Origin of the sequence: Mycobacterium sp. 852013-51886_SCH5428379 (genome assembly GCF_001665575.1) — a bacterium.
GTDB lineage: Bacteria > Actinomycetota > Actinomycetes > Mycobacteriales > Mycobacteriaceae > Mycobacterium.
Genome location: NZ_LZSU01000012.1, coordinates 39,030 through 61,493, shown reverse-complemented (window position 1 = coordinate 61,493; position 22,464 = coordinate 39,030). Strand labels below are relative to the sequence as shown.

At 70.0% G+C, this 22,464-nt stretch carries 21 protein-coding genes; 13 read left to right on the top strand and 8 right to left on the bottom strand.

Going from position 1 to position 22,464, the window contains the following annotated elements; genetic code table 11:
* The first annotated feature begins 46 nt into the window (after positions 1–46).
* The gene (locus tag A5757_RS03930; RefSeq protein ID WP_369815909.1) at positions 47–2,221 is read left to right on the top strand and encodes a molybdopterin-dependent oxidoreductase; all 2,175 of its coding nucleotides are present in this window, start codon (positions 47–49) and stop codon (positions 2,219–2,221) included.
* 17 nt (positions 2,222–2,238) lie between these two features.
* Here the strand turns inward: A5757_RS03930 and A5757_RS03925 are convergent, their stop codons facing one another.
* Positions 2,239–2,442, bottom strand: coding sequence for a hypothetical protein (locus A5757_RS03925; protein ID WP_066828832.1), 204 nt, complete (start codon positions 2,440–2,442; stop codon positions 2,239–2,241).
* Positions 2,443–2,513: 71 nt separating this feature from the next.
* Between A5757_RS03925 and A5757_RS03920 the strand changes: the two genes are divergently transcribed.
* The 4 genes from A5757_RS03920 to A5757_RS03905 are packed head-to-tail and all read left to right on the top strand — an operon-like array spanning position 2,514 to position 7,359.
* Positions 2,514–3,344, top strand: a complete 831-nt coding sequence (locus tag A5757_RS03920; protein WP_066828830.1) for an AIM24 family protein — start codon at positions 2,514–2,516, stop codon at positions 3,342–3,344.
* Positions 3,341–4,942, top strand: a complete 1,602-nt coding sequence (locus A5757_RS03915) for a class I adenylate-forming enzyme family protein (RefSeq protein ID WP_066828828.1) — start codon at positions 3,341–3,343, stop codon at positions 4,940–4,942. Before A5757_RS03920 ends, A5757_RS03915 begins: the two co-directional genes overlap by 4 nt.
* A gap of 18 nt (positions 4,943–4,960) precedes the next feature.
* Complete coding sequence (locus A5757_RS03910; RefSeq protein WP_066828827.1) at positions 4,961–5,164, top strand: heavy-metal-associated domain-containing protein; 204 nt, start codon at positions 4,961–4,963, stop codon at positions 5,162–5,164.
* Positions 5,161–7,359, top strand: a complete 2,199-nt coding sequence (locus A5757_RS03905; RefSeq protein WP_066828825.1) for a cation-translocating P-type ATPase — start codon at positions 5,161–5,163, stop codon at positions 7,357–7,359. The genes A5757_RS03910 and A5757_RS03905 overlap by 4 nt, the downstream gene beginning before the upstream one ends.
* Positions 7,360–7,367: 8 nt before the next feature.
* Here the strand turns inward: A5757_RS03905 and A5757_RS03900 are convergent, their stop codons facing one another.
* Positions 7,368–8,480: an adenylate/guanylate cyclase domain-containing protein gene (locus A5757_RS03900; RefSeq protein WP_066828823.1), complete on the bottom strand. Its 1,113-nt coding sequence runs from the start codon at positions 8,478–8,480 to the stop codon at positions 7,368–7,370.
* A 23-nt stretch (positions 8,481–8,503) separates the two neighbouring features.
* On the opposite strand from A5757_RS03900, the gene A5757_RS03895 reads away from it, so the two are divergent.
* Positions 8,504–9,016, top strand: a complete 513-nt coding sequence (locus A5757_RS03895; RefSeq protein ID WP_231983877.1) for a DNA-deoxyinosine glycosylase — start codon at positions 8,504–8,506, stop codon at positions 9,014–9,016.
* 4 nt (positions 9,017–9,020) lie between these two features.
* Here the strand turns inward: A5757_RS03895 and A5757_RS03890 are convergent, their stop codons facing one another.
* Positions 9,021–10,412 carry an amidase gene (locus tag A5757_RS03890; protein ID WP_066828821.1) on the bottom strand — a complete coding sequence of 464 codons (1,392 nt, stop codon included), beginning with the start codon at positions 10,410–10,412 and terminating at the stop codon, positions 9,021–9,023.
* Positions 10,413–10,438: 26 nt separating this feature from the next.
* Between A5757_RS03890 and A5757_RS03885 the strand changes: the two genes are divergently transcribed.
* On the top strand, positions 10,439–10,870 hold the full coding sequence (locus A5757_RS03885; RefSeq protein WP_066828819.1) for an HIT family protein: 432 nt from the start codon (positions 10,439–10,441) through the stop codon (positions 10,868–10,870).
* On the opposite strand, the gene A5757_RS03880 is transcribed toward A5757_RS03885, so the two are convergent.
* Complete coding sequence (locus A5757_RS03880; RefSeq protein ID WP_066828817.1) at positions 10,871–12,061, bottom strand: FAD-dependent monooxygenase; 1,191 nt, start codon at positions 12,059–12,061, stop codon at positions 10,871–10,873. It abuts the gene before it with no gap.
* A 41-nt stretch (positions 12,062–12,102) separates the two neighbouring features.
* On the opposite strand from A5757_RS03880, the gene A5757_RS03875 reads away from it, so the two are divergent.
* Positions 12,103–12,549 (top strand): nitroreductase family deazaflavin-dependent oxidoreductase, encoded by a 447-nt coding sequence (locus A5757_RS03875; protein WP_066828814.1) that lies wholly within the window; start codon positions 12,103–12,105, stop codon positions 12,547–12,549.
* 4 nt (positions 12,550–12,553) lie between these two features.
* Here the strand turns inward: A5757_RS03875 and A5757_RS03870 are convergent, their stop codons facing one another.
* From A5757_RS03870 to A5757_RS03860, 3 genes are read right to left on the bottom strand one after another with little or no spacing between them, the layout of a single operon-like run.
* Positions 12,554–13,603, bottom strand: a complete 1,050-nt coding sequence (locus A5757_RS03870; RefSeq protein ID WP_066828812.1) for an LLM class flavin-dependent oxidoreductase — start codon at positions 13,601–13,603, stop codon at positions 12,554–12,556.
* A 37-nt stretch (positions 13,604–13,640) separates the two neighbouring features.
* Positions 13,641–14,750 (bottom strand): FAD-dependent monooxygenase, encoded by a 1,110-nt coding sequence (locus tag A5757_RS03865; protein WP_066828811.1) that lies wholly within the window; start codon positions 14,748–14,750, stop codon positions 13,641–13,643.
* Positions 14,750–15,580, bottom strand: a complete 831-nt coding sequence (locus tag A5757_RS03860) for a uracil-DNA glycosylase (protein ID WP_066828809.1) — start codon at positions 15,578–15,580, stop codon at positions 14,750–14,752. The genes A5757_RS03865 and A5757_RS03860 overlap by 1 nt, the downstream gene beginning before the upstream one ends.
* Positions 15,581–15,633: 53 nt before the next feature.
* On the opposite strand from A5757_RS03860, the gene A5757_RS03855 reads away from it, so the two are divergent.
* Together A5757_RS03855 and A5757_RS03850 are read left to right on the top strand one after the other, a co-directional pair.
* A complete protein-coding gene (locus tag A5757_RS03855; protein WP_066828808.1) occupies positions 15,634–16,854 on the top strand; it encodes an MFS transporter in 1,221 nt (406 codons plus the stop codon).
* A gap of 9 nt (positions 16,855–16,863) precedes the next feature.
* Positions 16,864–18,225, top strand: coding sequence for an FAD-binding oxidoreductase (locus A5757_RS03850; protein ID WP_066828806.1), 1,362 nt, complete (start codon positions 16,864–16,866; stop codon positions 18,223–18,225).
* A 9-nt stretch (positions 18,226–18,234) separates the two neighbouring features.
* Here the strand turns inward: A5757_RS03850 and A5757_RS03845 are convergent, their stop codons facing one another.
* The gene (locus A5757_RS03845) at positions 18,235–19,737 is read right to left on the bottom strand and encodes a PucR family transcriptional regulator (protein WP_066828804.1); all 1,503 of its coding nucleotides are present in this window, start codon (positions 19,735–19,737) and stop codon (positions 18,235–18,237) included.
* A gap of 104 nt (positions 19,738–19,841) precedes the next feature.
* Here A5757_RS03845 and A5757_RS03840 point away from each other — a divergent pair, with 104 nt between their 5' ends.
* Genes A5757_RS03840 through A5757_RS03830 form a run of 3 tightly spaced genes read left to right on the top strand, consistent with a single transcriptional unit; the run spans position 19,842 to position 22,435 of the window.
* The gene (locus tag A5757_RS03840; protein ID WP_066828802.1) at positions 19,842–20,723 is read left to right on the top strand and encodes a polysaccharide deacetylase family protein; all 882 of its coding nucleotides are present in this window, start codon (positions 19,842–19,844) and stop codon (positions 20,721–20,723) included.
* A 12-nt stretch (positions 20,724–20,735) separates the two neighbouring features.
* Positions 20,736–21,641: an NAD(P)-dependent oxidoreductase gene (locus tag A5757_RS03835; protein ID WP_066828979.1), complete on the top strand. Its 906-nt coding sequence runs from the start codon at positions 20,736–20,738 to the stop codon at positions 21,639–21,641.
* The gene (locus tag A5757_RS03830; RefSeq protein ID WP_066828978.1) at positions 21,638–22,435 is read left to right on the top strand and encodes an SDR family NAD(P)-dependent oxidoreductase; all 798 of its coding nucleotides are present in this window, start codon (positions 21,638–21,640) and stop codon (positions 22,433–22,435) included. Before A5757_RS03835 ends, A5757_RS03830 begins: the two co-directional genes overlap by 4 nt.
* Positions 22,436–22,464 lie beyond the last annotated feature (29 nt).

Sequence of the window (22,464 nt, the reverse complement as noted above, 5' to 3'; positions counted from 1 at the left end):
CCGGATTCCGCTGCCGCGGACCCGGCGCTGAGCGAGGATGCCTCATGTGACGAGTCTCGAGGAACGCACGGTGCACACCTTCTGCCGCTACTGTCTGGCAGCCTGCGGCATCGAGGTGACCGTCGAGGACAACCGCGTACTCAAGATCTCCCCCGACAAGCAGAACCCCCACAGCTGGCACGACTTCTGCGCCAAGGGCCGCACGGCCGGGCAGCTCGTCGAGCATCCGCGCCGCATCCTCACCCCGATGCGCCGGGTCGGCGACCGCTACGTCGAGGCCACCTGGGAGGAGGCGATGACCGACATCGCCGCCAGGATGAACGCCGCCATCGACGCCGACGGGCCGGACGCGGTCGGCGCGTACTACGGCAACCCGGCCGGGTTCTCCGGGTCGAACGTCATCTTCATGAACGCCTGGATGGATGCCGTCGGCACCCGCAACCGCTACGCCGTCGGATCGGTGGATCAGAACGCGATGCACGTGGTGGCCGAGGCGATGTACGGCTCCATGCTGATGGCGCCGGTGTCCGACATCGACAACTGCGACTACTTCCTGTTGGTGGGCACCAACCCCGCGGTGAGCGCGTGGAATTGGCTGGAGACGGTGCCCGGGGGCTGGCGACGCGCGCTGGACCGGCAGAAGCAGGGCGCGACGCTGGTCGTCGTCGACCCTGTCCGCACCGAGAGCGCCGACAAAGCCGATCTGCATCTGGCGGTCCGCCCGGGGCAGGACTGGGCGCTGCTGCTGGGGCTGGTCAAGGTGGTGCTCGACGAAGGTCTCGAGCACCGCGGCGACTGCGCCGACCTCGCGACCGGCGTCGCCGATCTACGCCGCCTCGCCGCCGAGGCCGACCTCGACGACCTGGCGGCGCGGTGCGGGATCGACCGCCCCACCATCGAACGCGTCGCGCGGGAGTTCGCGGCCGCGCCCGGCGCGATGGTGGTGACCCGCACCGGGGTGTCCCTGCACGCGGCCGGCACCGTCGCCGAATGGCTGGGCCAGGTGCTCAACGTGATCACCGGCCGAATGGACCGGCCCGGCGGCCGCCGGTTCGAACGCGGATACGTCGACGCGCTGCGCCTGGCCGAGCTGGCCAAGACCGAACCGCACCACAGCCGGCTCGCCGGCCGGCCGATGATCTCGGGTGCGCATGCGCTGGCCGAACTGCCCGACGAGATCCTCACCCCGGGACCGGGCCAGATTCGGGCGCTGCTGATCAACTGCGGCAACCCGGTCATCTCCGGACCCGACGGCGCCAAACTCGACCGTGCGCTGGCGTCACTGGATCTGCTGGTGGTCATCGACTTCGTTCAGCGGGAGAGCCACCGGCACGCGGACTGGCTGCTGCCCGCCGCGCACTGGCTGGAGCGCGACGATCTGCTGGCGTTCACCAGCAGCATGCACGACGAACCGTTCGTGCAGTTCGGCCGCAAGGCCGTGCAGCCGCCGGCCGGGGTCCGGGAAGAGTGGCGGATCTTCACCGACCTCGCGCTGGCCATGAACCGGCCGCTGTTCGGTGCGCGCGGGATGAACGGGTTCGTCCGGGCCACCCGTCGCATGGCGGCGCTGACCGGCCGGGCGGGGATGGAATTCGGCCCGCACTGGATCAACCGCATCGTGGTGGCGACCGCGCGAAAGATCAACGGCCGCAAGCTCAAATGGCGCGATGTAGTCGCCAGCCCGCACGGGCTGGTGCTGGGACCGCGCGAGTTCGGCCACTTCCGCGAAGCCCTGCGCACCCCGGACAAGCGCGTCCACATCGCGCCGCCGGAATTCGTCACGCGCGCAGGCGAACTACTCTCCGGCCCACCCCCTGCAGCGCCGGACAATTATCCGTTCCAGCTCGGCAATCGGCGCCACCGCCACTCGATGAACTCCTGGCTCAACGAGCTACCCGGTCTGCACCCGTCGGGTAAACGCCACGAGGTGGTCATCCACCCCGACGATGCGGCGCAACTCGGCGTCACCACCGGCGACCGGGTGCGGGTGTTCTCGCCGGTGGGCGCCATCGAACTGGAGGCCGCGGTCGACGACCGGCCGCGTCGCGGTCTGGTGATCGTCGACCACGGTTGGGGCTCGAGGATTTTCGACCCCCGCGGTGGCACCGCACCGCAGGCGTTCGGAGTGAACCGCAATCTCCTGGTCGACGGGACGGCACTGGACCCGCTGTCGCAGACCTCGACGCTGTCGGAGACCTACGTCGGCATCGAGCGGGTCTAGAACCGCGGCGAACCTGCTCAGCGCTTCAACAGCAGCGCCGAAGCTCCTGTCAGTACCAGTGCGACGAGCAGCAGCGCCGCCCAGCCCGCACCGAAGATCCACCACACCACGCCGAGCGCCACGAGCGCCGGGGAGGCCAGGAACAGGACCATCCCCGGATGCTGCTTGACCACCGCCAGGGCGCTGCGCGAGCGCGCCCGATCGATCTCCTTAGCCGCCATGATCAGAGAATGCCGGACTTGGCTTACTGTCGTCACCAGGTTTCCAGAATCCCATCGAGGAAGGAGTCCAGGTGAGCGGTCAATGGCTGCCCGATCCGGAAGGGCGATACGAATACCGCTGGTGGGACGGCCAGCACTGGACCGACCAGGTGTCCAGTCAGGGCCAGGTCTCACAGGCGCCGCCGCAGGCCCAGGTGCAGGCCCAGGCCCAGCCGGTGGGCGGCGGCGGATTCGCCGGGATCAGCGGGGATCTGGTGGACGGCCGCTTCAGCGAGAAGGAAGCCGCGCCGATCGCCAACCAGAACGCCAGGATGCTGCGGGTGCGCCTCGGCGAACCGTTCATGGCCCGCCAGGGCGCGATGGTCGCCTATCAGGGCAACGTCGACTTCGCCTTCGAGGGCGGCGGGGCCGGGAAGTTCCTCAAGAAGGCACTGACCGGTGAGGGGCTGCCGTTGATGCGCTGCCAGGGTCAGGGCGACGTGTTCCTCGCCGAACGCGCGTATGACGTACACCTGCTGCACCTCAACCAGAGCGCACTCTCCATCAGCGGGAAGAACGTGCTGGCGTTCTCGGCGGGACTCGACTGGAACATCGAACGCGTCCGGGGCGGCAGTATGGCCACCGGCGGGCTGTTCAACACGACGTTGCGTGGCTCGGGCTGGGTGGCGTTGACCACCGACGGCCCCCCGGTCGTGCTGAACGCCGGGGAGGCGCCGACCTTCGCCGACACCGACGCGGTCGTCGCGTGGTCGGCGGATCTGCAGACCCACCTCAAGACCAGCTTCAAAGCCGGTGCGCTGATCGGCCGCGGCTCCGGGGAGGCGGTGCAGGTGGCGTTCTCGGGGCAGGGCTTCGTGATCGTCCAGCCCTCAGAAGGCGTGCAGATCCCGACTGCCGGATGACGGTCGACGACCAGACCCTCTGGGCAACAACGACGTTCGAGGCCCGCTACGCCGGACACGCCGGCCTGCTGTACCGGCGCAGCCCCGAGACGTTCGCCGAACTGGTGGCGGGTACGCAGTGCTGGACCGACCGCACCTTTCTGGTCTACGGGCAGCGCCGGATCACGTTCGCCGAGTTCCGAAATGCGCTCGGTGCGGCCGGCAACAGGCTGGCCGACATGGGTGTCCGGCCACGCGACCGGGTGATGGTGTTCGGCTACAACAGCCCGGAGTGGGTGCTCGCGGTGTGGGCCCTGTTGCTCGCCGGCGCGGTTCCGGTCCTGGGCAACCGGTGGTGGAGCGCCCAGGAGATCGACCATGCCGCAGCGCTTCTCGATCTGCGCCTCATCCTGACCGACACCGGGCTGACCACCGAGACCCCGACGTCACCGCTCGGCGATCTGGCGACCGCGTTCGGAGATCCGGTCGCCGAACCGGCTCACACCGAACCCGATCTCGACGACGTGGCGATCGTGCTGTTCACCTCCGGCAGCTCGGGGATGCCGAAAGCCGTTGAGCTGTCCCGTCGCTCGGTGATCGCCAACCAGCAGAACATCCTGGTGCGCAGCGGTCGGATGCCGCATCTGCTGCACGCCGAAACGCGCCAGACCGTCAGCCTGGCGAGCACGCCGATGTTTCACATCGGCGGCCTGTCCAGCCTCCTCACCCACTTCCTGACCGGTGGGCGGATCGTGCTCCCCGAGGGCCGCTTCGACGCGGAGCGTGTGATGGCGCTCATGGAACGCGAACGCGTGCAGGTCTGGGGTGCGGTGCCGACGATGGCAGTGCGGGTCCTGCAACACCCCGCGTTCGGCACCTACGACCTGAGCAGTCTGCGGTCATGGCCGCTGGGCGGCGCCCCGGTCAGCGCCGAACTGCTCGACCGCATCCGCACCGCACTCCCCAATCTGCGGGACCGCGGATTGAGCAACACCTGGGGGATGACGGAGGCCGGGGGTTTCCTCACCGTCGCCGACAGCCGCGATCTGCGCGACCGGCCGGGCACCGTCGGCAGGCCCTATCCGGTCGTCGAGCTGCGTATCGACCGCGCCGACCCCGCCGGCCGCGGCGAGGTGCTGGTCCGGTCCCCCACCGTCATGCTCGGTTACGCGGGACGCCCACCCGGCGACGGCACCGTCGACGCCGACGGCTGGCTGCGCACCGGGGACCTCGGACACCTCGACGACGAGGGGTATCTGTTCGTCGACGGCCGCAGCAAGGACATCGTGATCCGCGGCGGCGAGAACATCGCCTGCCCGCATGTGGAGGCCGCCCTGAGCAGCCATCCCGCCGTCGTCGAGGCGGCCGCGTTCGGTGTGCCGCACCCAGATCTCGGCGAGGAACTGGTGGCGGTCGTCGTCTACCGGGATGGCGCGGAGCCACCCACGGTCGAGGAGCTGCGAGGCCATCTGACGTCGGCCGTATCGTCGTTCGCGATCCCCTCGGACTGGCGGCTGACTGCCGAACCGCTGCCGACCCTGGCCGGCGAGAAGGTGGACAAGCGGGCGCTGGCGGCGGCCTTCACCGCCGAAAGGGAGCCACTTACCCATACCCCCTAGAGGTATAGGATGGGTGTCATGAGTCTACGTCTGAATGTCGACGGAATGAGTTGCGAGCACTGCGTCGCGAGCATCACCAAGGCCGTCACCGCGATCCCCGGGGTCACCGACGTGCGCGTGGATCTGGCGGACAAGTCCGTCACCGTCGGCGGTGACGCCGACGAGGCCCGCGTCGTCGACGCCATCGAGGACTGCGGATACGACGTGCACCGCGCGGCATGACCTCGGTCACGCTCACCGTCGGCGGGATGACGTGTGCGTCCTGCGCGGCGCGCGTGGAGAAGAAGCTGAACCGGATCGACGGCGTCACCGCGGCGGTCAACTACGCCACCGAACAGGCCACCGTCTCTTATCCCGACAACGTGAGCCCCGAGGAGCTGGTGGCCGCGGTCGAGGCCACCGGCTACACCGCCACCCTGCCGTCCGAGGAATCGGAACCCGACTCCGCCCGCGACGACGAGGCCGCGCAGTGGCGGCAACGGTTGCTGATCTCGGCGGCGCTCAGCCTGCCAGTAGTAGTGCTGTCGATGGTGCCCCTGCTGCAGTTCGACAACTGGCAGTGGTTGACGCTGACGCTGGCCTCGCCGGTCGTCGTGTGGGGCGCCTGGCCGTTCCACCGCGCGGCCGTGGCCAATCTGCGCCACCGCGCGGCCACGATGGACACCCTGATCTCGGTCGGCGTCACCGCGGCATACCTGTGGTCGCTGTGGGCGCTGTTCTTCACCCATGCCGGGATGACCGGTATGAGAATGCCCTTCGAGCTGCTGCCGTCCGGCACTGCGGAGCCGCACCTCTATCTCGAGGTGGCCGCGGCGGTGACGACGTTCATCCTCGCCGGGCGGTACTTCGAGGCGCGAGCCAAACGGCGGTCCGGCGCCGCCCTGCGGGCGTTGCTCGACATGGGAGCCAAAGACGTTGCGGTGCTTCGCGACTCCCACGAGGTGCGTATCCCGGTCGACCAGCTCGCGGTGGGCGACGAATTCGTGGTGCGACCGGGCGAGAAGATCGCCACCGACGGGGTGGTGATCACCGGCTCCTCGGCGGTCGACGCCGCGATGCTGACCGGTGAGTCGGTGCCGGAGGAGAAGGCGCCCGGCGACACCGTGGTGGGCGCCACCGTGAACGTCGGTGGCCGCCTGACTGTGCGCGCCACCCGGGTCGGCGCCGACACCCAGTTGGCGCAGATGGCTCGAATGGTGACCGAGGCGCAGAGCGGTAAAGCCGACGTGTCGCGGCTGGCCGACCGGGTCTCGGCGGTGTTCGTCCCCGTGGTGATCGCGCTGGCCCTGCTGACGCTGGTCGGCTGGCTGATCACCGGCGCGGCGCCGAGTACGGCGTTCACCGCGGCGGTCGCCGTGCTGATCATCGCGTGTCCGTGCGCGCTCGGTCTGGCCACTCCGACAGCCCTGCTGGTCGGCACCGGACGGGGGGCGCAACTCGGCATCCTCATCAAGGGCCCGCAGATCCTCGAGTCGACACGACGGGTCGACACCGTCGTGCTCGACAAGACCGGGACGGTGACCACCGGCCGGATGTCGGTCGTGGTGGTCCACCCCGCGGACGACGACGCGCTCCGGTTGGTCGGTGCGCTCGAGAATGCCTCCGAACACCCGATCGCCCGCGCGATCGCCGACCACGCCGCCGCGGTGACGACCCTGCCCCCGGTGCAGGAGTTCGAGAACCACGGCGGCCGCGGGGTCAGCGGTGTGGTCGAAGGACGCCGCGTGGCCGCCGGCCGGCTGGGCTGGCTCGGCGAGACTGCGCCCGACGCGCTGTTGGCCGTGGCCGATGCCGCCGAGGAGCGTGGCCAGACCCCGGTGTGGTTCGCGGCCGACGGCAGGATCGCGGGGGTGGTCATCGTCGCCGACACCGTCAAGGACGGCGCCGCCGACGCGATCGGCGACCTGCGTCAGCTCGGGTTGACGCCGGTCCTGCTCACCGGCGACAACCGGCGCGCCGCGCAGACCGTCGCCGCCGCGGTCGGAATCGAAATCGCACCCGACACAGTGATCGCCGAGGTGCTGCCGGAGGGCAAGGTCGACGCGATTCGCCGGCTGCAGGACGAGGGCAAGGTCGTGGCGATGGTGGGCGACGGGGTGAACGACGCACCGGCGCTGGCCCAGGCGGATCTGGGGCTGGCGATGGGCACCGGCACCGACGTGGCGATCGAGGCCGCCGACCTCACCCTGGTGACCGGCGATCTGCGCGCGGTGCCCGACGCGATCCGGTTGTCGCGGGCCACCCTGCGCACGATCAAAGGCAACCTGTTCTGGGCGTTCGCCTACAACGTCGCCGCATTGCCGCTGGCCGCCGCCGGCTTGCTCAACCCGATGATCGCCGGCGCGGCGATGGCCGCCAGCTCGGTGTTCGTGGTGACCAACAGCCTTCGGCTGCGACGGTTCCGGCCCACGCGCTGACGGTTCGGTCAGGGCCGTCGCGCGCGGAACAGCTTGGTGTCCCCCTTGAGCCCTTTGAGATGACGGGCGCCGGCGAACGACCAGCTGAACCGGTCGTCGTCGCCGACGGCCTCCCGGGTCGACTCGGCCACCAGCACCGTGCCGGGGCGGGCCGCGCCCGTGACGCGGCTGGCCAGGTTCACCGGGCTGCCGAACCAGTCGCCCACGCGGCTGACCGCCTCACCGGTGGCGATCCCGATGCGCAGCCGCGGAAAGTCCTGCACGGTGTCGGTGGCGTCGAGCATGTTCAACGCCAGCTCCAACAGGGCCGCCGGTTCGGTGCTGACCAGCATGACGGCGTCGCCGATCGTCTTGACGAAGTGAACGGGAGCCACGGCCAGTTCGCGGGCCAGATCGCCGAGGCGGCGGGCCAGCTGTTCGAGCTCCTCGGGCGGCACCGCCTCACCCAGCCGGGTGAACCCGACCAGATCGGCGAACAGCACCGACACCATGCGGGCCCCCGGCAGCGGAACGCCCTCCGCGCGTTCGGCCGCAGTGACCGCCTCGGTCTCCATCGAATGGCGCAGCTGGAGCAGCAGCATCTCGCTGATCATCGGGCTGAGCATGGGCGCGATCTCGCGAACCAGCGCCTCAGAGGCCTGCGCCAGCTCGAGCTCCGTCGCCCCGGGCGTGAGGATCGCGGCGAAGGCGGTGTAGCGCATCACCTCAGCAGTCTTGGCCAACCCTTCGGAGAGCACCCGCAACACCTGGATCACCTGATCGGCGTCGAGTCCGTACCGGATGAACCGCTGCGCCCCCGCGGCGGCCTCGACGTCCGCGCGCAGATGCACCGCGGCATCGGGATCGTCGACTCGCGACAGCCCCATGGCCCGTTGGAAGCGTTGCAACAGTTCCAGGTCGACGCCGTACTTCTCACTGATCTCACGCGCCGACACGTACACCCCGTCGTCACCGATGAGGCGACGTGACGCGAGAAGCATGGGCGCGACGGCCTCACGGATCTCCTCGGCGGTGATCCCGCGCTGCATCAGCCACTGGATCAACTCGGCGCGCTCGTCGCGCGCCTTGCCGGACAATCCGTCGAGCAACCCGGCCGACTCGATGTTCTCGACTTCGGTCACGTCGTCACGGTATACCGGTTCGGGTGCGCAGAATCGACGATGGTGAGGCGCCGCTGCTGCACGGATTCCCACCGATCGTCGGAGCCGACCCGCGGGTGCTCATTCTCGGCAATGCACCGAGCGTGCTTGCGCTGGCCCGAGTTCAGTACTACGGCAACCCGCAGAACGCGTTCTGGCGCATCACCGGTGAGCTCTACGGCTTCGACCCCGCCGACCCCTACGAACAGCGCACCGCAGCGCTGATCGCCCACGGTGTCGCGGTGTGGGATGTCCTCGCCTCGTGCAGGCGCAAAGGCAGCCTGGACTCCGCGGTGGAACCGAAGAGCATGGTGGCCAACGACTTCCACACGTTCTTCGAGGCGCATCCGACGATTCGTCGGGTGCTGTTCAACGGCGCGGCGGCGGAGAAGAACTTCCATCGCCTGGTCAGGGGTGACTTCGGTGTGCCGTTCGAGCGGCTGCCGTCGACGAGTCCGGCGCAGACGATGCGCTACGCGGCGAAACTCGCGGCGTGGCGCGCCGCGCTGGCACGGTGAGACCTCAGCTCACCGATGGCCGGTGTTGCGTCCAGGGCCGGGCCCGCTCGATCTGCCCGCTGAGGGAGAGCAGCGTCGCCTCCCCGAAGGGCCGGCCGACAAGTTGCACCGAGGTGGGCAGACCCGCGCCGTCGAAACCCCACGGCACCACCGCGGCGGGCTGACCCGTGGCGTTGAACAGCACCTGGAACGGCACCCGCGCCGACACCAGCGCCAGCGTGGACACCCCGCCGCGGCGGCGGTAGGCGTCGATCCGCGACGGACCCATCGCCGCGCCCGGCGTGATCACCACGTCGACGTCATCGAAGATCCGCATGATCCGGTCCGCGACCGTCTTCTCCGCCTCCCGGATCCGGGCCATCCGCCGGTCGGAGAACAGGCCGCCGATGCGGGCCATGGTCTTGGTGCGCGGATCCAGACGGTCGGGGCGCGGCAGGGCGGCCGCGGAGTCGGCGACTCCGCGCAGCATCCGCGGCAGTGCGTGGCCATAGACGGCCGTCACCGGATACTCCGGGTCGCGGTGCACCACCTCGTGTCCGAGATCGCGCAGCACCTCACCGGCCTGTTCGACCGCGGCGCGCTGAGCGCGACCCACCCGGGCCGTCAGTGTCGGCGGCACCTTCCAGCTCAGCGCGATGCGCAACCGGCCCGGCAACCGGGTGGCGGCGGTGACGAACCCGCCCGCAGGCACCGGCTCGTTGGCCGTGACGTCGAGGAACAGTGCCGCGTCCTCGACGGTGCGGGTGATCGGCCCGTTCACACTCATCCCGCACCACGTCCCGTCCTGCGGCGCGAGCGGCACACGGTCACGCTGCGGTTTGAGGCCGAACACCCCGCACCACGTCGACGGGATGCGGATGGACCCCGCACCGTCCGAGCCCAGTGCCATCGCGGCCAGACCGGCGGCCACCGCCGCCGCACTGCCCCCGCTGCTGCCGCCCGGGGTGTAGTCGGTGTTCCAGGGGTTGCGGGTTGCGCCGAACGTGACGGATTCGGTGAACGGCCACACCATCAGCTCGGGAACGGCCGTCTTGCCCACGATGACCGCGCCCGCCGCCCTCAGCCGGCGCACCACCTCGGCGTCCTCATCGGATGCCGAGCCGTGCGCGCTGCTGCCCAGCGTGGTGAGCTCGCCGGCGACGTCGACGTCGTCCTTGACGGCAATCGGCACGCCGAGCAGTGGCAGCCGCTCACCGGCGTCCAGCCGGGTCTGCGCCTCCGCGGCGTCCGCGCGGGCGCGTTCGGCCAGCACCACGCGGTAGGACCGCAACTCCGGGTCCAGGCGGGCGATCCGGTCGAGGTAGAGGTCGAGCAGCGCGGGGGCCGATACGTTCCCGGCGGCGAGTCGCCGGGCCTGTTCGGCCGCGCCGGCGAAGGCCAGGTCTGACGCGGTCACCTCGGCCAGCGTAATACGGTGGCGGGGTGTCCTGTGTGTTCTGCGAGATCGTCGCCGGGGAGGCGCCCGCCATCCGAATCTACGAGGACGACGGGTACCTGGGCATCCTCGACATCCGTCCGTTCGCCCGCGGCCACACGCTGGTGATCCCCAAGCGCCACAGCGTGGACATGACCGACACCCCGCCCGAGACGGTCGCCGACATGGCCCGCATCGGTCAGCGCATCGCCCGCGCGGCGCGACGATCCGGGCTGCATGCCGACGGCAACAACATCGTGATCAACGACGGCAAGGCCGCGTTCCAGACGGTGTTCCACATCCATCTGCACGTGCTGCCTCGCCGCAGCGGCGACAAACTGTCGTTCGCCAAGAACATGATGCTGCGGCGCGATCCGGACCGCGAGGAGTCCGGCCGGCTGCTCCGGGAGGCGCTGGCCGACCTCGATCGCACGCCGTAGCTACCAGGCGGGGCCGTGCAGGCCGAACCGGTTCGCGGGGTCGGCCGGGTCCCAGCTGCAGGACACCTGCGAGCGGGCGGCCATCTCCCTGGCCCGGGTGAACAACTGCCGGGCCAGCGCCAGCTGCGCGGGCTCCCACCGCCCCAGCGCGGTGCCGATGTCGGTGGTCTCGGCCAGTGCGTCGTGCAGGGCCCATGCGTCGGCCGCCGCCTTGGCGGTGGCCGCGGCGGGATGCGGTCGCACCGCGCAGGCGGCGTCGCCGAGGAGTACTGCCCGGCCCAGCACCATCCGGTCGGCCGCGACGTCGAAAACCGCCTGCACGAACGGGAACTCGGTGCGGGCCACCAGCTCCGCGACGGCCGGTGCGAGCAGTTGCGCTGCCGCCGAGCGCATTTCGTCGACGTAGCGGTCCTGGACCGCGCCCGGGTGCAGCGACACCTTCGCCGGCACGCCGCGCCGGTCGGTCATCAGTTCGTCGAGCTGATACCCGTCGGCCACGTTGCGGTACCAGACGTAATTCATCAGCCGGTCGCCGATTTCGAGGCCGCCCCCGGGCGCCGGGATCGGGTAGGCGACCAGGTGGGTGTGCGGGGCGAAGCTGTAGGTGATCGCATCGTGCAGCCGAGCGAACGTGTCCGGTGAGAGCCGCTTCTCGGGGACGGTGCCGCGCCAGCCGACGTAGCCGGCGTAGGTCAGCTCGGTGGCCGGGGAGATGCGCCGGCGCGCCGCCGAGGTGACGCCGTCGGCGAACACCACCAGATCGGCGCGTTCCCGCCGACCCGAGGCGAACCGCACCTCGACGCCGTCGGCGTCCTGGTCGAATCCGGCGGCGTACTCGCCGAGGTGGTAGTCGCCGTCACCGAAGTCGGCCAGCAGAGCGTGATGGAAGGTGCCCCACGATGTGAAGGTCCACGCCAGCGGCTCGGTGTGCACCACCGCGTCGCCCTCGCCGAGGTATTGCACGCACCGCGCCGAGGTGCTCACCCGTTCGGGGCGCTGGCTGCTGCACTCGGCGAACCAGCGCACCGTCTCCGGATGCAGCGCGATGCCGCCGCCGCGGCCGTCGAGACCCTCGAGGGTGCGCTCGAAGACGGAGACGTCGAACCCCAGCCGACGCAACAGCAACGCGGTGGTCAGACCGCCGATGGAGCCCCCCACCACCACCGCGCGGTGGCCGGTCCAGTCGTGCATGCGGGACACCCTACGGTCGCTGCGGCTGACAGACTGGGGCGATGGATCATCTGTCCCCGCTCGAAAAGATCGGTATCCGGTTGCTGCGGATGCACGATCTCATCTACAAGAAGTCGGGCGGCCGCATCGGCCATCACATCCCCGGCGCGCCGCCAAGCCTGTTGCTGCACACCACCGGCGCCAAGACCGGCATCGCCCGCAGCAACACCCTCACCTACGCGGAGGACGGCGGGAAGTACTACATCGTCGCGTCGCTGGGCGGTGCGCCGAAGGCACCCGGCTGGTACCACAACCTCAAGGCGAACCCGCAGGTCGAGATCAACATCGGCCCGCGCCGGCTCGCGGCGACGGCGCGGCCGATCCTGCCCGAGGACCCCGACTATGCGCGGCTGTGGCGGTTGGTCAACGACAACAACTCCGGCCGCTACGACGCCTACCAGAAGCGGACGACGCGGGCGATCCCGATCGTCGAGCTGCTCCCGCGTTGACGCCCTAGAACAGTTCCTTGGCCAGCAGCTCGAGGGTGGTGTCGCGGCCGGGGGCGGTCGCGGGATCGGTGCCGCGGCGGGCGGAGGCCACCGGGTTGATCATCACCTCGTCGACGTCGAACTCCGCGGCCAGCGCCCGCACCTGATCGGCCGCCTCGGCAGGCGCACCCACCACCGCGCGCTGCAGACCGCTCTGCACCACGGCCTGGGCCTGCGGGCTGAGCTCCTTGGCCTCGGCATCCTCGACGAGGTCGAGTGCGGTGAGCGGCTGACCGGTGCGTAGCTGGGCCATCATGTGCAGATTCGGCAGCATCAGCGCCATCGCCTCGTCCCGGGTGTCGGCGACGACGGCGTTGACCGTGAGGAAGGTGACCGGTTCGGTGGCCAGATCGCTGGGCCGGAACTCCGAGCGGTAGACCTCCAGCGCCTCCCTGGTGCCCTGTCCGGAGAAGTGGTGGGCGAATACGTACGGCAGCCCCTTGGCCGCCGCGAGGTGCGCCGAGTACATCGACGACCCGAGCAGCCACAGCCGCGGTTCGGTGGCCGCTGCTGGTGTCGCCTTGAGGATGTAGTTCTCCCGCATCAGGTTCCGCGGCAGCGAGACCCGTACGCCGTGGGTGCTCATCAGCGCGGCGACGTCGTCGAGGTACTGGGGGAAACGTTCGATGTCGGTGTCGTCGCGGCCCGCCGCCCCGCGCAGTGCCATCGACGTCACCGGATCCGAACCCGGCGCCCGGCCGATGCCGAGGTCGATGCGGCCGGGGTGGGCGGCCTCGAGGAGGGCGAACTGCTCGGCCACCGCGAGAGGCGCGTGGTTGGGCAGCATGACGCCGCCCGAACCCAGCCGCAGCTGCGAGGTCTGCGCGGCGAGGTGGGCGATCACCACCGGCGGGCTGGTGGCCGCGACGGCTGGCATGTTGTGGTGCTCGGCGATCCAGAAGCGGGTGTAGCCCAGGCGGTCGGCGGTCTGCGCGAGGCGCGTGGTCGCGGCCAGCGCGTCCGACGTGGTCTGATCGCTGCGCACGGGAACGAGATCGAGGACGGATAGGCGCATAGGAGGCACAACGCCGTCCGGGCGCCGGACGTTCCCGTCAGCGCACCTCGAATGCGTTGATCACCGGATAGAAGCGGTCCCACCAGGTGGCGTCGTCGCTGCTGTCCTCGAACGCCAGCGCCTGGTTGTCCACGACGTACTGCCGCAGGGCGGCCTCGTACGCGGCGAATCCGCCGTCGTGATCGCCCGCGTCGAACAGTTCGGTGGCCAACGTGTGGGCGCCGAGCAGCGCCAGACTGGTCCCCTGTCCGGACAGCGGTGACGCGCAGTGCGCGGCGTCGCCGACCAGCACGACCCGGCCGCGGGACCAGGAGTCCATGACGATCTGTGCCGACTCGTCGCAGTAGAAGTCCGAGGCTCGGCGCGCCTCCGCGAGCAGCGACTCGGGAAAGGCACCGGCCTCGCCGAACCGCCGCCCGAGCTCATCCCACTGAGCGTCCTCGTCGCGGTGATCGAGCCGTAGCTGCGAATCGGTGAACCCGAACATCACCCGCGCCTCGCTGTTGCCCCGGGCGCTGTAGACCCCGCAGAACAGTTCGGGCTCGTGCTCGCTGAACCACACCTGCCAGCGGTCCAGTTCGAGGAAGTTCCGCGTCGTGCACACGGCGAGGAACATGCCCATGCGTCTGACGTAGCGATCCTCGGGGCCGAACGCCAAGCGGCGGACCGCCGAGTGCAGACCGTCGGCCCCCACCACGAAGTCGAAATCGCGTACGGAACCGCCACGGAACTCGACCCGCACGGCGTCGCCGATGTCGTCGATGGCGGCGGCGCTGTCATCGAATACGAACTCGACATCCTCGGTCGCGGTGAACAACACGTCGACCAGATCGTCCCGCAGGATCTCGACATCGGGGTTGCCGAGGAGCCCCCCGGTCGCCGTCTTCTCGGTGTCCCTGGATGTTTCAGTCCCGTCCGCGTCGACGGTGGACATACCGCGGAAGACGATGGCCCGGGCGCGGACCGTCTCCAGCAGGCCCATCCGGTCGAGCACCGTCAGGGCCGGCCCACGGACGTCGACGGCCTGACCACCCGGTCGCAGTTCCGGATACCGTTCCACGACGGTGACCGAATCACCCTGTCGGGCAAGCAAGTACGCTGTCGCCATCCCTGCCACGCTCGCGCCGGAGACCAGCACGGTGGCCATCAGGTACCCGCCCTTCGCTTCGCTTCGGAAAAGACGGCGTCCATCATGTCGGGAGTCAGCCTGCCGGTAAAGGTATTTTGCTGGCTCGGATGGAAGCAGCCGAGCAGCGTGACGTCCCCGATCTCGACGGCTGCGAGATGGCCGAACTTCGGCGCCGGGACCGGAATGTCGGCGCCGCCGCGGCGCAGCATGTCCAGCGCCGCCTTCCACGCGAACCCGCCCAGCGCGATGACGACCCGCATCTGTGGGGCGAGCAGCCGCCACTCGGCGTCCAGCCACGGCGCACACGTCGTCCGCTCGGCGGGCGTGGGCGCATTGGCCGGCGGTGCGCACCGGACCGCGGCCGCCACCCGGGCGCCGGACAGGACCAGACCGTCGGCCGCGTCGACGCACAGCGCCTGATTGGCCAGCCCGGCCCGGTGCAGCGCGGCGAACAGGAAGTCCCCCGAGCGGTCGCCGGTGAACACCCGGCCGGTGCGGTTGGCGCCGTGCGCGGCGGGGGCCAATCCGACGATCATGATGCGGGCGTGGGCGGCACCGAGCCCGGGAGCGGGCCGGCCCCAGTACGGTTGATCGGCGAAGGCCTTACGGCGGGCCACCGTCTTGCGGGCCACGTCTTCGCGCCACTCGACCAGGCGGGGGCAGGCACGACACACGGACACCAGCGCGTCGAGTTCGTCGAGCGTCTCGACAGCTGCGGCCAACGACTGCACGGTCGCCGCCGACGTGGCGACCGCGGTGTGCGGCGTCGCGGGCTCCGAGGGCCAGCCGGAGCCCGGCGGGACGGGCGATGCGAACCGCGCGCCGGTGCGCGGATGGGGCAACTGCACCGCTCCACTGTGCCCTCCGGGCTGCGCCGCTGCTACATTCGGCGCGATATCCCATGATCACCGGCAAGCGCGGTCCGCTGTTCCTCATCCTGTTCTCGGCGTTGACCGCGGGCGCGGGCAACGGCATCTCGCTGGTCGCCTTTCCGTGGCTGGTGTTGCAGCGCAACGGATCCGCGGTGGACGCGTCGATCGTGGCGATGGCGGGCACGCTGCCGCTGCTGGTGGCGACCCTGATCGCGGGCGCCGCCGTGGACTATCTGGGCCGACGTCGGGTCTCGATGATCGCTGATGGTCTATCCGCGCTGTCCGTCTTCGCCGTACCGGTGCTGGCGCTGACGTTCGGTGTGCAGGTGATCGACGTGGCCGTACTCGCCGCGCTCGCCGCCCTGGGCGCGTTCTTCGACCCGGCGGGGATGACGGCGCGCGAGACCATGCTGCCCGAGGCGGCCTTGCGCGCCGGCTGGACGCTCGACCGCGCCAACAGCGTGTACGAGGCGGTGTTCAACCTGGCCTACATCGTCGGGCCGGGAATCGGCGGGCTGCTGATCGCGACGCTGGGCGGGGTGGACACCATGTGGGTGACCGCGGGCGCGTTCACGCTGTCGATCGCGGCGATATCGGTGCTGCGGCTCGAGGGCACGGGCGCTCCGGACCGCAGCCAGATTCCCGAGCGGGTGTGGGCGGGCATCGTCGAGGGTCTGGCGTTCGTCTGGCGCACACCGGTATTGCGCACGCTGGCGCTGGTCGACCTCATCGTCACCGGGCTGTACATGCCGATGGAAAGCGTGCTGTTCCCGAAATACTTCACCGATCGGGATGAACCCGTCCAACTGGGCTGGGTGCTGATGGCGCTGTCGATCGGCGGACTGATCGGCGCCCTGGGCTACGCCGTGCTGTCGAAATACACCAACCGTCGAGCGGTGATGCTCACCGCGGTGCTCACGCTGGGCGTCGCGATGACCGTCATCGCGTTCCTTCCACCCCTGCCGGTGATCCTGCTCCTGTCGGTGATCGTGGGGTTGGTCTACGGCCCGATCGCACCCATCTACAACTACGTCATGCAGACCCGTGCACCGTCGCATCTGCGGGGCCGGGTCGTGGGAGTCATGGGTTCGCTCGCCTACGCCGCGGGCCCGCTCGGGCTGGTGGTCGCCGGTCCACTCGCCGACAACGCCGGCCTGCGCGTCACGTTCTTCGCGCTGGCGCTGCCCATGCTGCTGTTGGGCCTGGCCGCGATCGCCATGCCCGCGTTGAGGGAGCTGGATCGTCCGTAGCATCGGATCATGGACGCACTGGCCGAGCTGATCGCAGAACTGCCCGACGGTGTTGTGGTCACCGATCCGGACATCGTCAGCTCCTACCGGCAGGACCGCGCGGCCGACCCGGCGGCAGGCACCGCGTTGGCCGTCGTCAGACCGACCCGCACCGAGGAGGTGCAGACCGTCCTGCGCTGGGCGTCGACCCACCGCATCGCCGTGGTGCCGCGCGGCATGGGCACCGGGTTGTCCGGCGGGGCAACGGCGCTCGACGGTGCGGTGGTGCTGACGACGGAGAAGATGCGCGACATCGCCGTCGACCCCGTGACCCGTACCGCGGTGGTGCAGCCCGGTCTGCTCAACGCGGAGGTCAAGAAGGCGGTGGCCCAGCATGGCCTCTGGTATCCGCCGGATCCGTCGTCGTACGAGATCTGCAGCATCGGCGGCAACGTCGCCACCAACGCCGGCGGCCTGTGCTGCGTGAAATACGGCGTGACGACCGACTACGTACTCGGGCTGCAGGTGGTCCTCGCCGACGGCACCGCGGTGCGCCTGGGCGGCCCCCGCCTCAAAGATGTCGCCGGCCTCTCGCTGACGAAGCTGTTCGTCGGCAGCGAGGGCACTCTCGGGGTGATCACCGAGGTGACGCTGCGGCTGCTGCCCCCGCAGCATTCGCCCTGCACCGTGGTCGCCACCTTCGACTCGGTGGAGGCCGCCGCTGGCGCGGTGGTCACCATCACCGGCCGGATCCGGCCCTCGATGCTCGAGTTCATGGACAAGGTGGCCATCAACGCCGTCGAGGACAAACTCCGCATGGGCCTGGACCGGGACGCCGCCGCGATGATGGTGGCCGCCTCCGACGATCGCGGCGCGGCCGGTGCCCAGGACGCCGAGTACATGGCGCAGGTGTTCGCCGAGGCCGGCGCCAAGGAGGTGTTCTCCACCGCCGATCCCGACGAGGGTGAGGCGTTCGTCGCGGCGCGGCGGTTCGCGATCCCGGCCGTGGAGGCGAAGGGCGCGCTGCTACTCGAGGACGTCGGTGTGCCACTGCCCGCCCTGGCCGAGCTCGTCGCCGGCGTGGAGAAGATCGCCGCCGACCGCGACGTGATGATCTCGGTGATCGCGCACGCCGGAGACGGAAACACCCATCCGCTGATCGTGTTCGATCCCGCCGACGCCGCGATGGCCGAACGCGCCGAGACGGCGTTCGGCGAGATCATGGATCTGGCCGTCAGCCTGGGCGGCACCATCACCGGCGAGCACGGGGTCGGGCGGTTGAAGCGACCATGGCTGGCCGGGCAGATCGGGCCGGAGGCCATGGAGCTCAACCGCCGGATCAAGGCCGCGCTCGACCCGGAGGCGATCCTCAACCCCGGTGCGGCGTTCTGATCCGGACCGTCAACGGCCGGTGGTCAGCATCGCCCGCACCGTCAGCGCGACGGCCATCGGGAGCAATTGCTGCGCATCGTCGAGGTTGCACCCGGTGAGCCGCTGGATCTGGTCCAGCCGGTAGTACAGCGACTGCCGCCGGATGTGGAGTCGGCGGGCGGCTTCGACCTTATTGCCCGCGCACGCCACCAGCATTTCGAGGGTGGGCAGGAGCTGGCCGCTGCGGCGCCGGTCTGCGTCATCGAGCACCCCGATCTGTTCGTCGACGAACTGGCGCAACGCTTCCCGGTCGCTGTATCCGTCGAGCAGCCGTTGCAGCGCCAATTGCTGCACCTCGATGACCGGTTCAGCCTGGTGCAGTTCCCGCGCCAGCTCGAGGGTGGCGTGCGCGTCCGCCATCGCGCGGGGCAGATCGGCCACGTCACTGACCCGACGGCCCACCACCGCGCGGACACGTTTCTCTCGCGCCAGCTCCCGGTGCACCACCCGCCGCACCACATCGCCGAACGCCTCACCCTCGACATCCCGACTGCGGGCCACCACCGCGCACAGCGCGCCCTGCACCAGACCGAAGATCCCGTGCCCGCACTGCCGGATGACCTTATCGACCACATGCTCGGCCGACGGGATGCGGTGCACGTCGGCGATCAGGCAGACGTACTCGTGTCCGTCGACGGCCACGCCTGCGGCCTGCATCCGGGCCGCGAGCAGTCCGCGCGCCACCGACCGATTGCCCACGAGTTGCTCGAGCAGGAGCTGCTGAGTGCGCACCGCGTCGGCGACGTCCTTGTGCTCGCGGATGAGGCACAGGCCCAGCACCACCGGCGCGCGGTCCAGGACCGCTTCGCCGAGCAGCTGGGGTGCACCGTCCGTACCGATCAACAACCGTCCCCATGCGGCGCCGTCGACCAGGACCGGGGCCTCGGCACTCGGTGCGTCCGGGCCGTGCGGGGCGCCGGCCTGTTCGACCAGCCGGCCCGTCCGGTCGTGCAGTTGCGCCCAGGTGCCCAGGGTGGCCGCGACCTGACCGACGAGTTCGCGCAACGACGCGCCCCGCGCCAACGCCACCGACAGCGCGCGTGACGTCTCGTCGGCATGGCGCAGCCGGATCACCGACCGGTCGATGAGCTCGCTGTTCACCGTCTCGGCCACCTCGGTGAACCGCAGCACCGGTTGCACCTGCACGACCGTCAGCCCCGCCTCCGCGGCCTCGTCGACCATCTCCTCCGGTACGGCGACGAAGGTGCGGCCCACCTCGAAAAGCAGTGCGGCAACGCCGATCTCGGCGAGACTGCGGATGTAATGCCGCCGCGTCGGCTGATCCACCCCGACCAGGCCGACGCCGTTGGTCAGCAGCACCTCGCCACCACGCAGCAACGGTGCGATGTCGAGTAGGTCGGCCGAGTGCACCCACCGCACGGGGTGGCCGAGGTTGCCGTGGCCGCTGAGGATGACGGGTTCGGCAACCTGTAGCAACGGATGCTCGAGCACCTCGCCCAGGATCAAGCTCATAGGACAGTATGTCCCACGGACGGGCCCCTGATTGCTGACACCGCGCCCGTTGCCGTGGCGACTGAACCAGACGATCGTTGGCGTCAACATCAGACAGGAGCCCGATGACCGCCGAACAACATCGCGACTGGCGCAACGGGGCTGCGGCGGTGGCCATGCTGACCTTCGCCGTGGACGGCGTGACCCCGGTGCTGGCCGCAGGCCGGCGGCACGCCGACAACGCGATGGCGATCACCCATCAGCAGTTCGACGCCCGGCGCGGTGTTCCCCGCCTGCTCGGCATCCTGGACGAATTCGACATCAAGGCCACGTTCTTCGTGCCGGGCATCTCCGCCGAACTGTGGCCCGCCCTGGTCACCGACATCGTCGAACGGGGCCACGACGTCGCCCACCACAGCTATTCGCACCGCCCTGCCACCCAGCTCTCCGCCGCCGAAGAACGCGAAGAGTTCGAGCGTGGGTGTGAAGCCCTTGCGGCCCTGGACATCACGCCCAGCGGCTACCGCTCCCCCATGTGGGCCGCCACGTGGAACAGTGCCGAGCTGGCCACCGAGTACGGGCTGAGCTACGACACCAGCCTGATGGACGACGACCGGCCGTACGTCATCGAGACCGCCCGCGGCCCGCTGGTGGAGCTTCCGCCGCACTGGTCCCTCGACGACTGGGAACAGTATGCGTTCCTGCCCGAACCACACCTCGGCTATGTCATCGAACCCCCGGAGAAGGCGCTGGCCGTGTGGACCGCCGAACTCGACGGGTTACGCGAGTTCGGCGGACTCTTCCAGCTGACCGCGCACTCCTTCCTGTCCGGACGCGCAGGTCGGGCACGCAATCTGCGCCGGATGATCGAGATCATCTGCGAGCGGGGAGATGTCACCTTCATGACCGGCACCCAGCTGCGCGACGCCGTGCTCGCCGACCCGTCCGTCGAGCACCGCCGGCTCGAACCGCTGACCGTCGATCCCGCCGTCTACCGCCACTGGTGATTGGAGTACCACATGACCACGCTCGTGACGGGCGGCCGCGGATTCGTCGGCAGACACCTCGTCGACCAGTTGATCGGCACCGGCGAACCGGTGATCAGCTACAACCGTGACTTCGCCGTCGATGCACGCGACGGGCTCACGATGGTGCAAGGGGAACTGTTCGACATCCCCCGGCTGGTGCAGACCCTGCGCGACCACGGCGTGGAGCGCATCATCCACACCGCCGGACAGAGCCATCCGGGACTGTCCATCGAGCTGCCGACGACGACATTCGCCGCCAATGCCGAGGGCACCTTCTCGGTGCTCGAAGCCGCCCGGATGGCCGGGGTGGGCCGAGTGGTCAACTTCTCCTCGGAGTGCGCGCTAGGCAACGTCGGTGCGGGCACAGTCATCGGGGAGGCCGTCACCCCGGCACCCACCACGGTCTACGGCGTCACGAAGGTCACCGGTGAGTTGCTCGGCGAGGTCTACACCTCCCTGTACGCGGTGCACGTGGTGTCGCTGCGCATCACCGAGGTGTACGGCCCGGGGTTGTGGATGCCGAGCCTGCTCGGCGACATGATCCGCGCGGCCCTGCGCGACGAGCCGTTCCACCGCGCCCAGGGGGGAGACCATCCGTTCCAGTTCGTCCACGTCGAGGATGTCGCCACCGCGGCGCGGCTGGCGGCGACGGCGCCGGCCCCGTCCCAGCCGGCCTACAACATCTCCGGCGGCAGGCAGGTCACCGTCAGGGAGACCGCGGCGCTACTCGCGGATCTCCTTCCGGACGCGAAGTTCGACATCGGTCCCGGCCTGCTGCCGGCTTGGGATCACATGGGCGCCTTCGACATCACCGCGGCCGAGCGTGATCTCGGCTACCGGCCACAGTGGGATCTCGACCGCGGTCTGCGGAGCCAGATCGAGTGGTTGCGCTCATGACGTCGGCGAAGCGACGGGTCGCACTGGTGACCGGTGCCGCATCGGGTATCGGGCTGGCCACGGCCGCCGCGCTCGCCCGCGACGGCGCCGACGTGGCGCTGCTGTCGCGTGCCGAGGACGACTTCGGTGCTGCTGTCGATCTCGTCGAACGCCACGGCGGACGCGCGCTGACCGTCGGGGTCGATGTCGGTGACGCGCAGGGGGTCCGGGACGCCTTCGAGCGCGTCGAGCGCGACCTCGGCGCCGTGGACGCGGTGTACAACAACGCAGGCATCTCGATCGTGGCGCCGCTGGTCGACACCACCGACGAGATCTTCGACCGGCTGATCCGCACCAACCTGGCAGGCAGCTTCCACACGCTGCGCGAGGCCGCCCGTGTCATGCAACCCCGCCGCCGTGGCGCGATCGTCAACACCGCCTCGGAACTCGCGCTGATCGGCCAGACCGGTTACGTCGCGTACACCGCGACCAAAGGGGCCATCCTGGCGATGACCCGTAGCGCGGCCGCCGAACTGGCCTCGTGGGGTATCCGGGTGAACTCGGTGTGCCCCGGCACCACCAAGACCCCGATGTTCCTCGCCGAGTTCGACGGCGTCGAGGACCCCGAAGCCGAACTCGCTGACAACGCGGCGAGCGTGGCGTTGCAGCGCATCGCCGAACCCGAGGAGATCGCCGAGGTCGTCGCGTTCCTGCTCTCCGATCGCGCCAGCTATGTCACCGGCGCTCACATGGTCGCTGACGGCGGCCGCACCAACTGCGTACCCGTGGGCACCATCGGCGTTGCCGCCCAATAGAAGCCGATTCAGGAGAGCGAGACCACGAC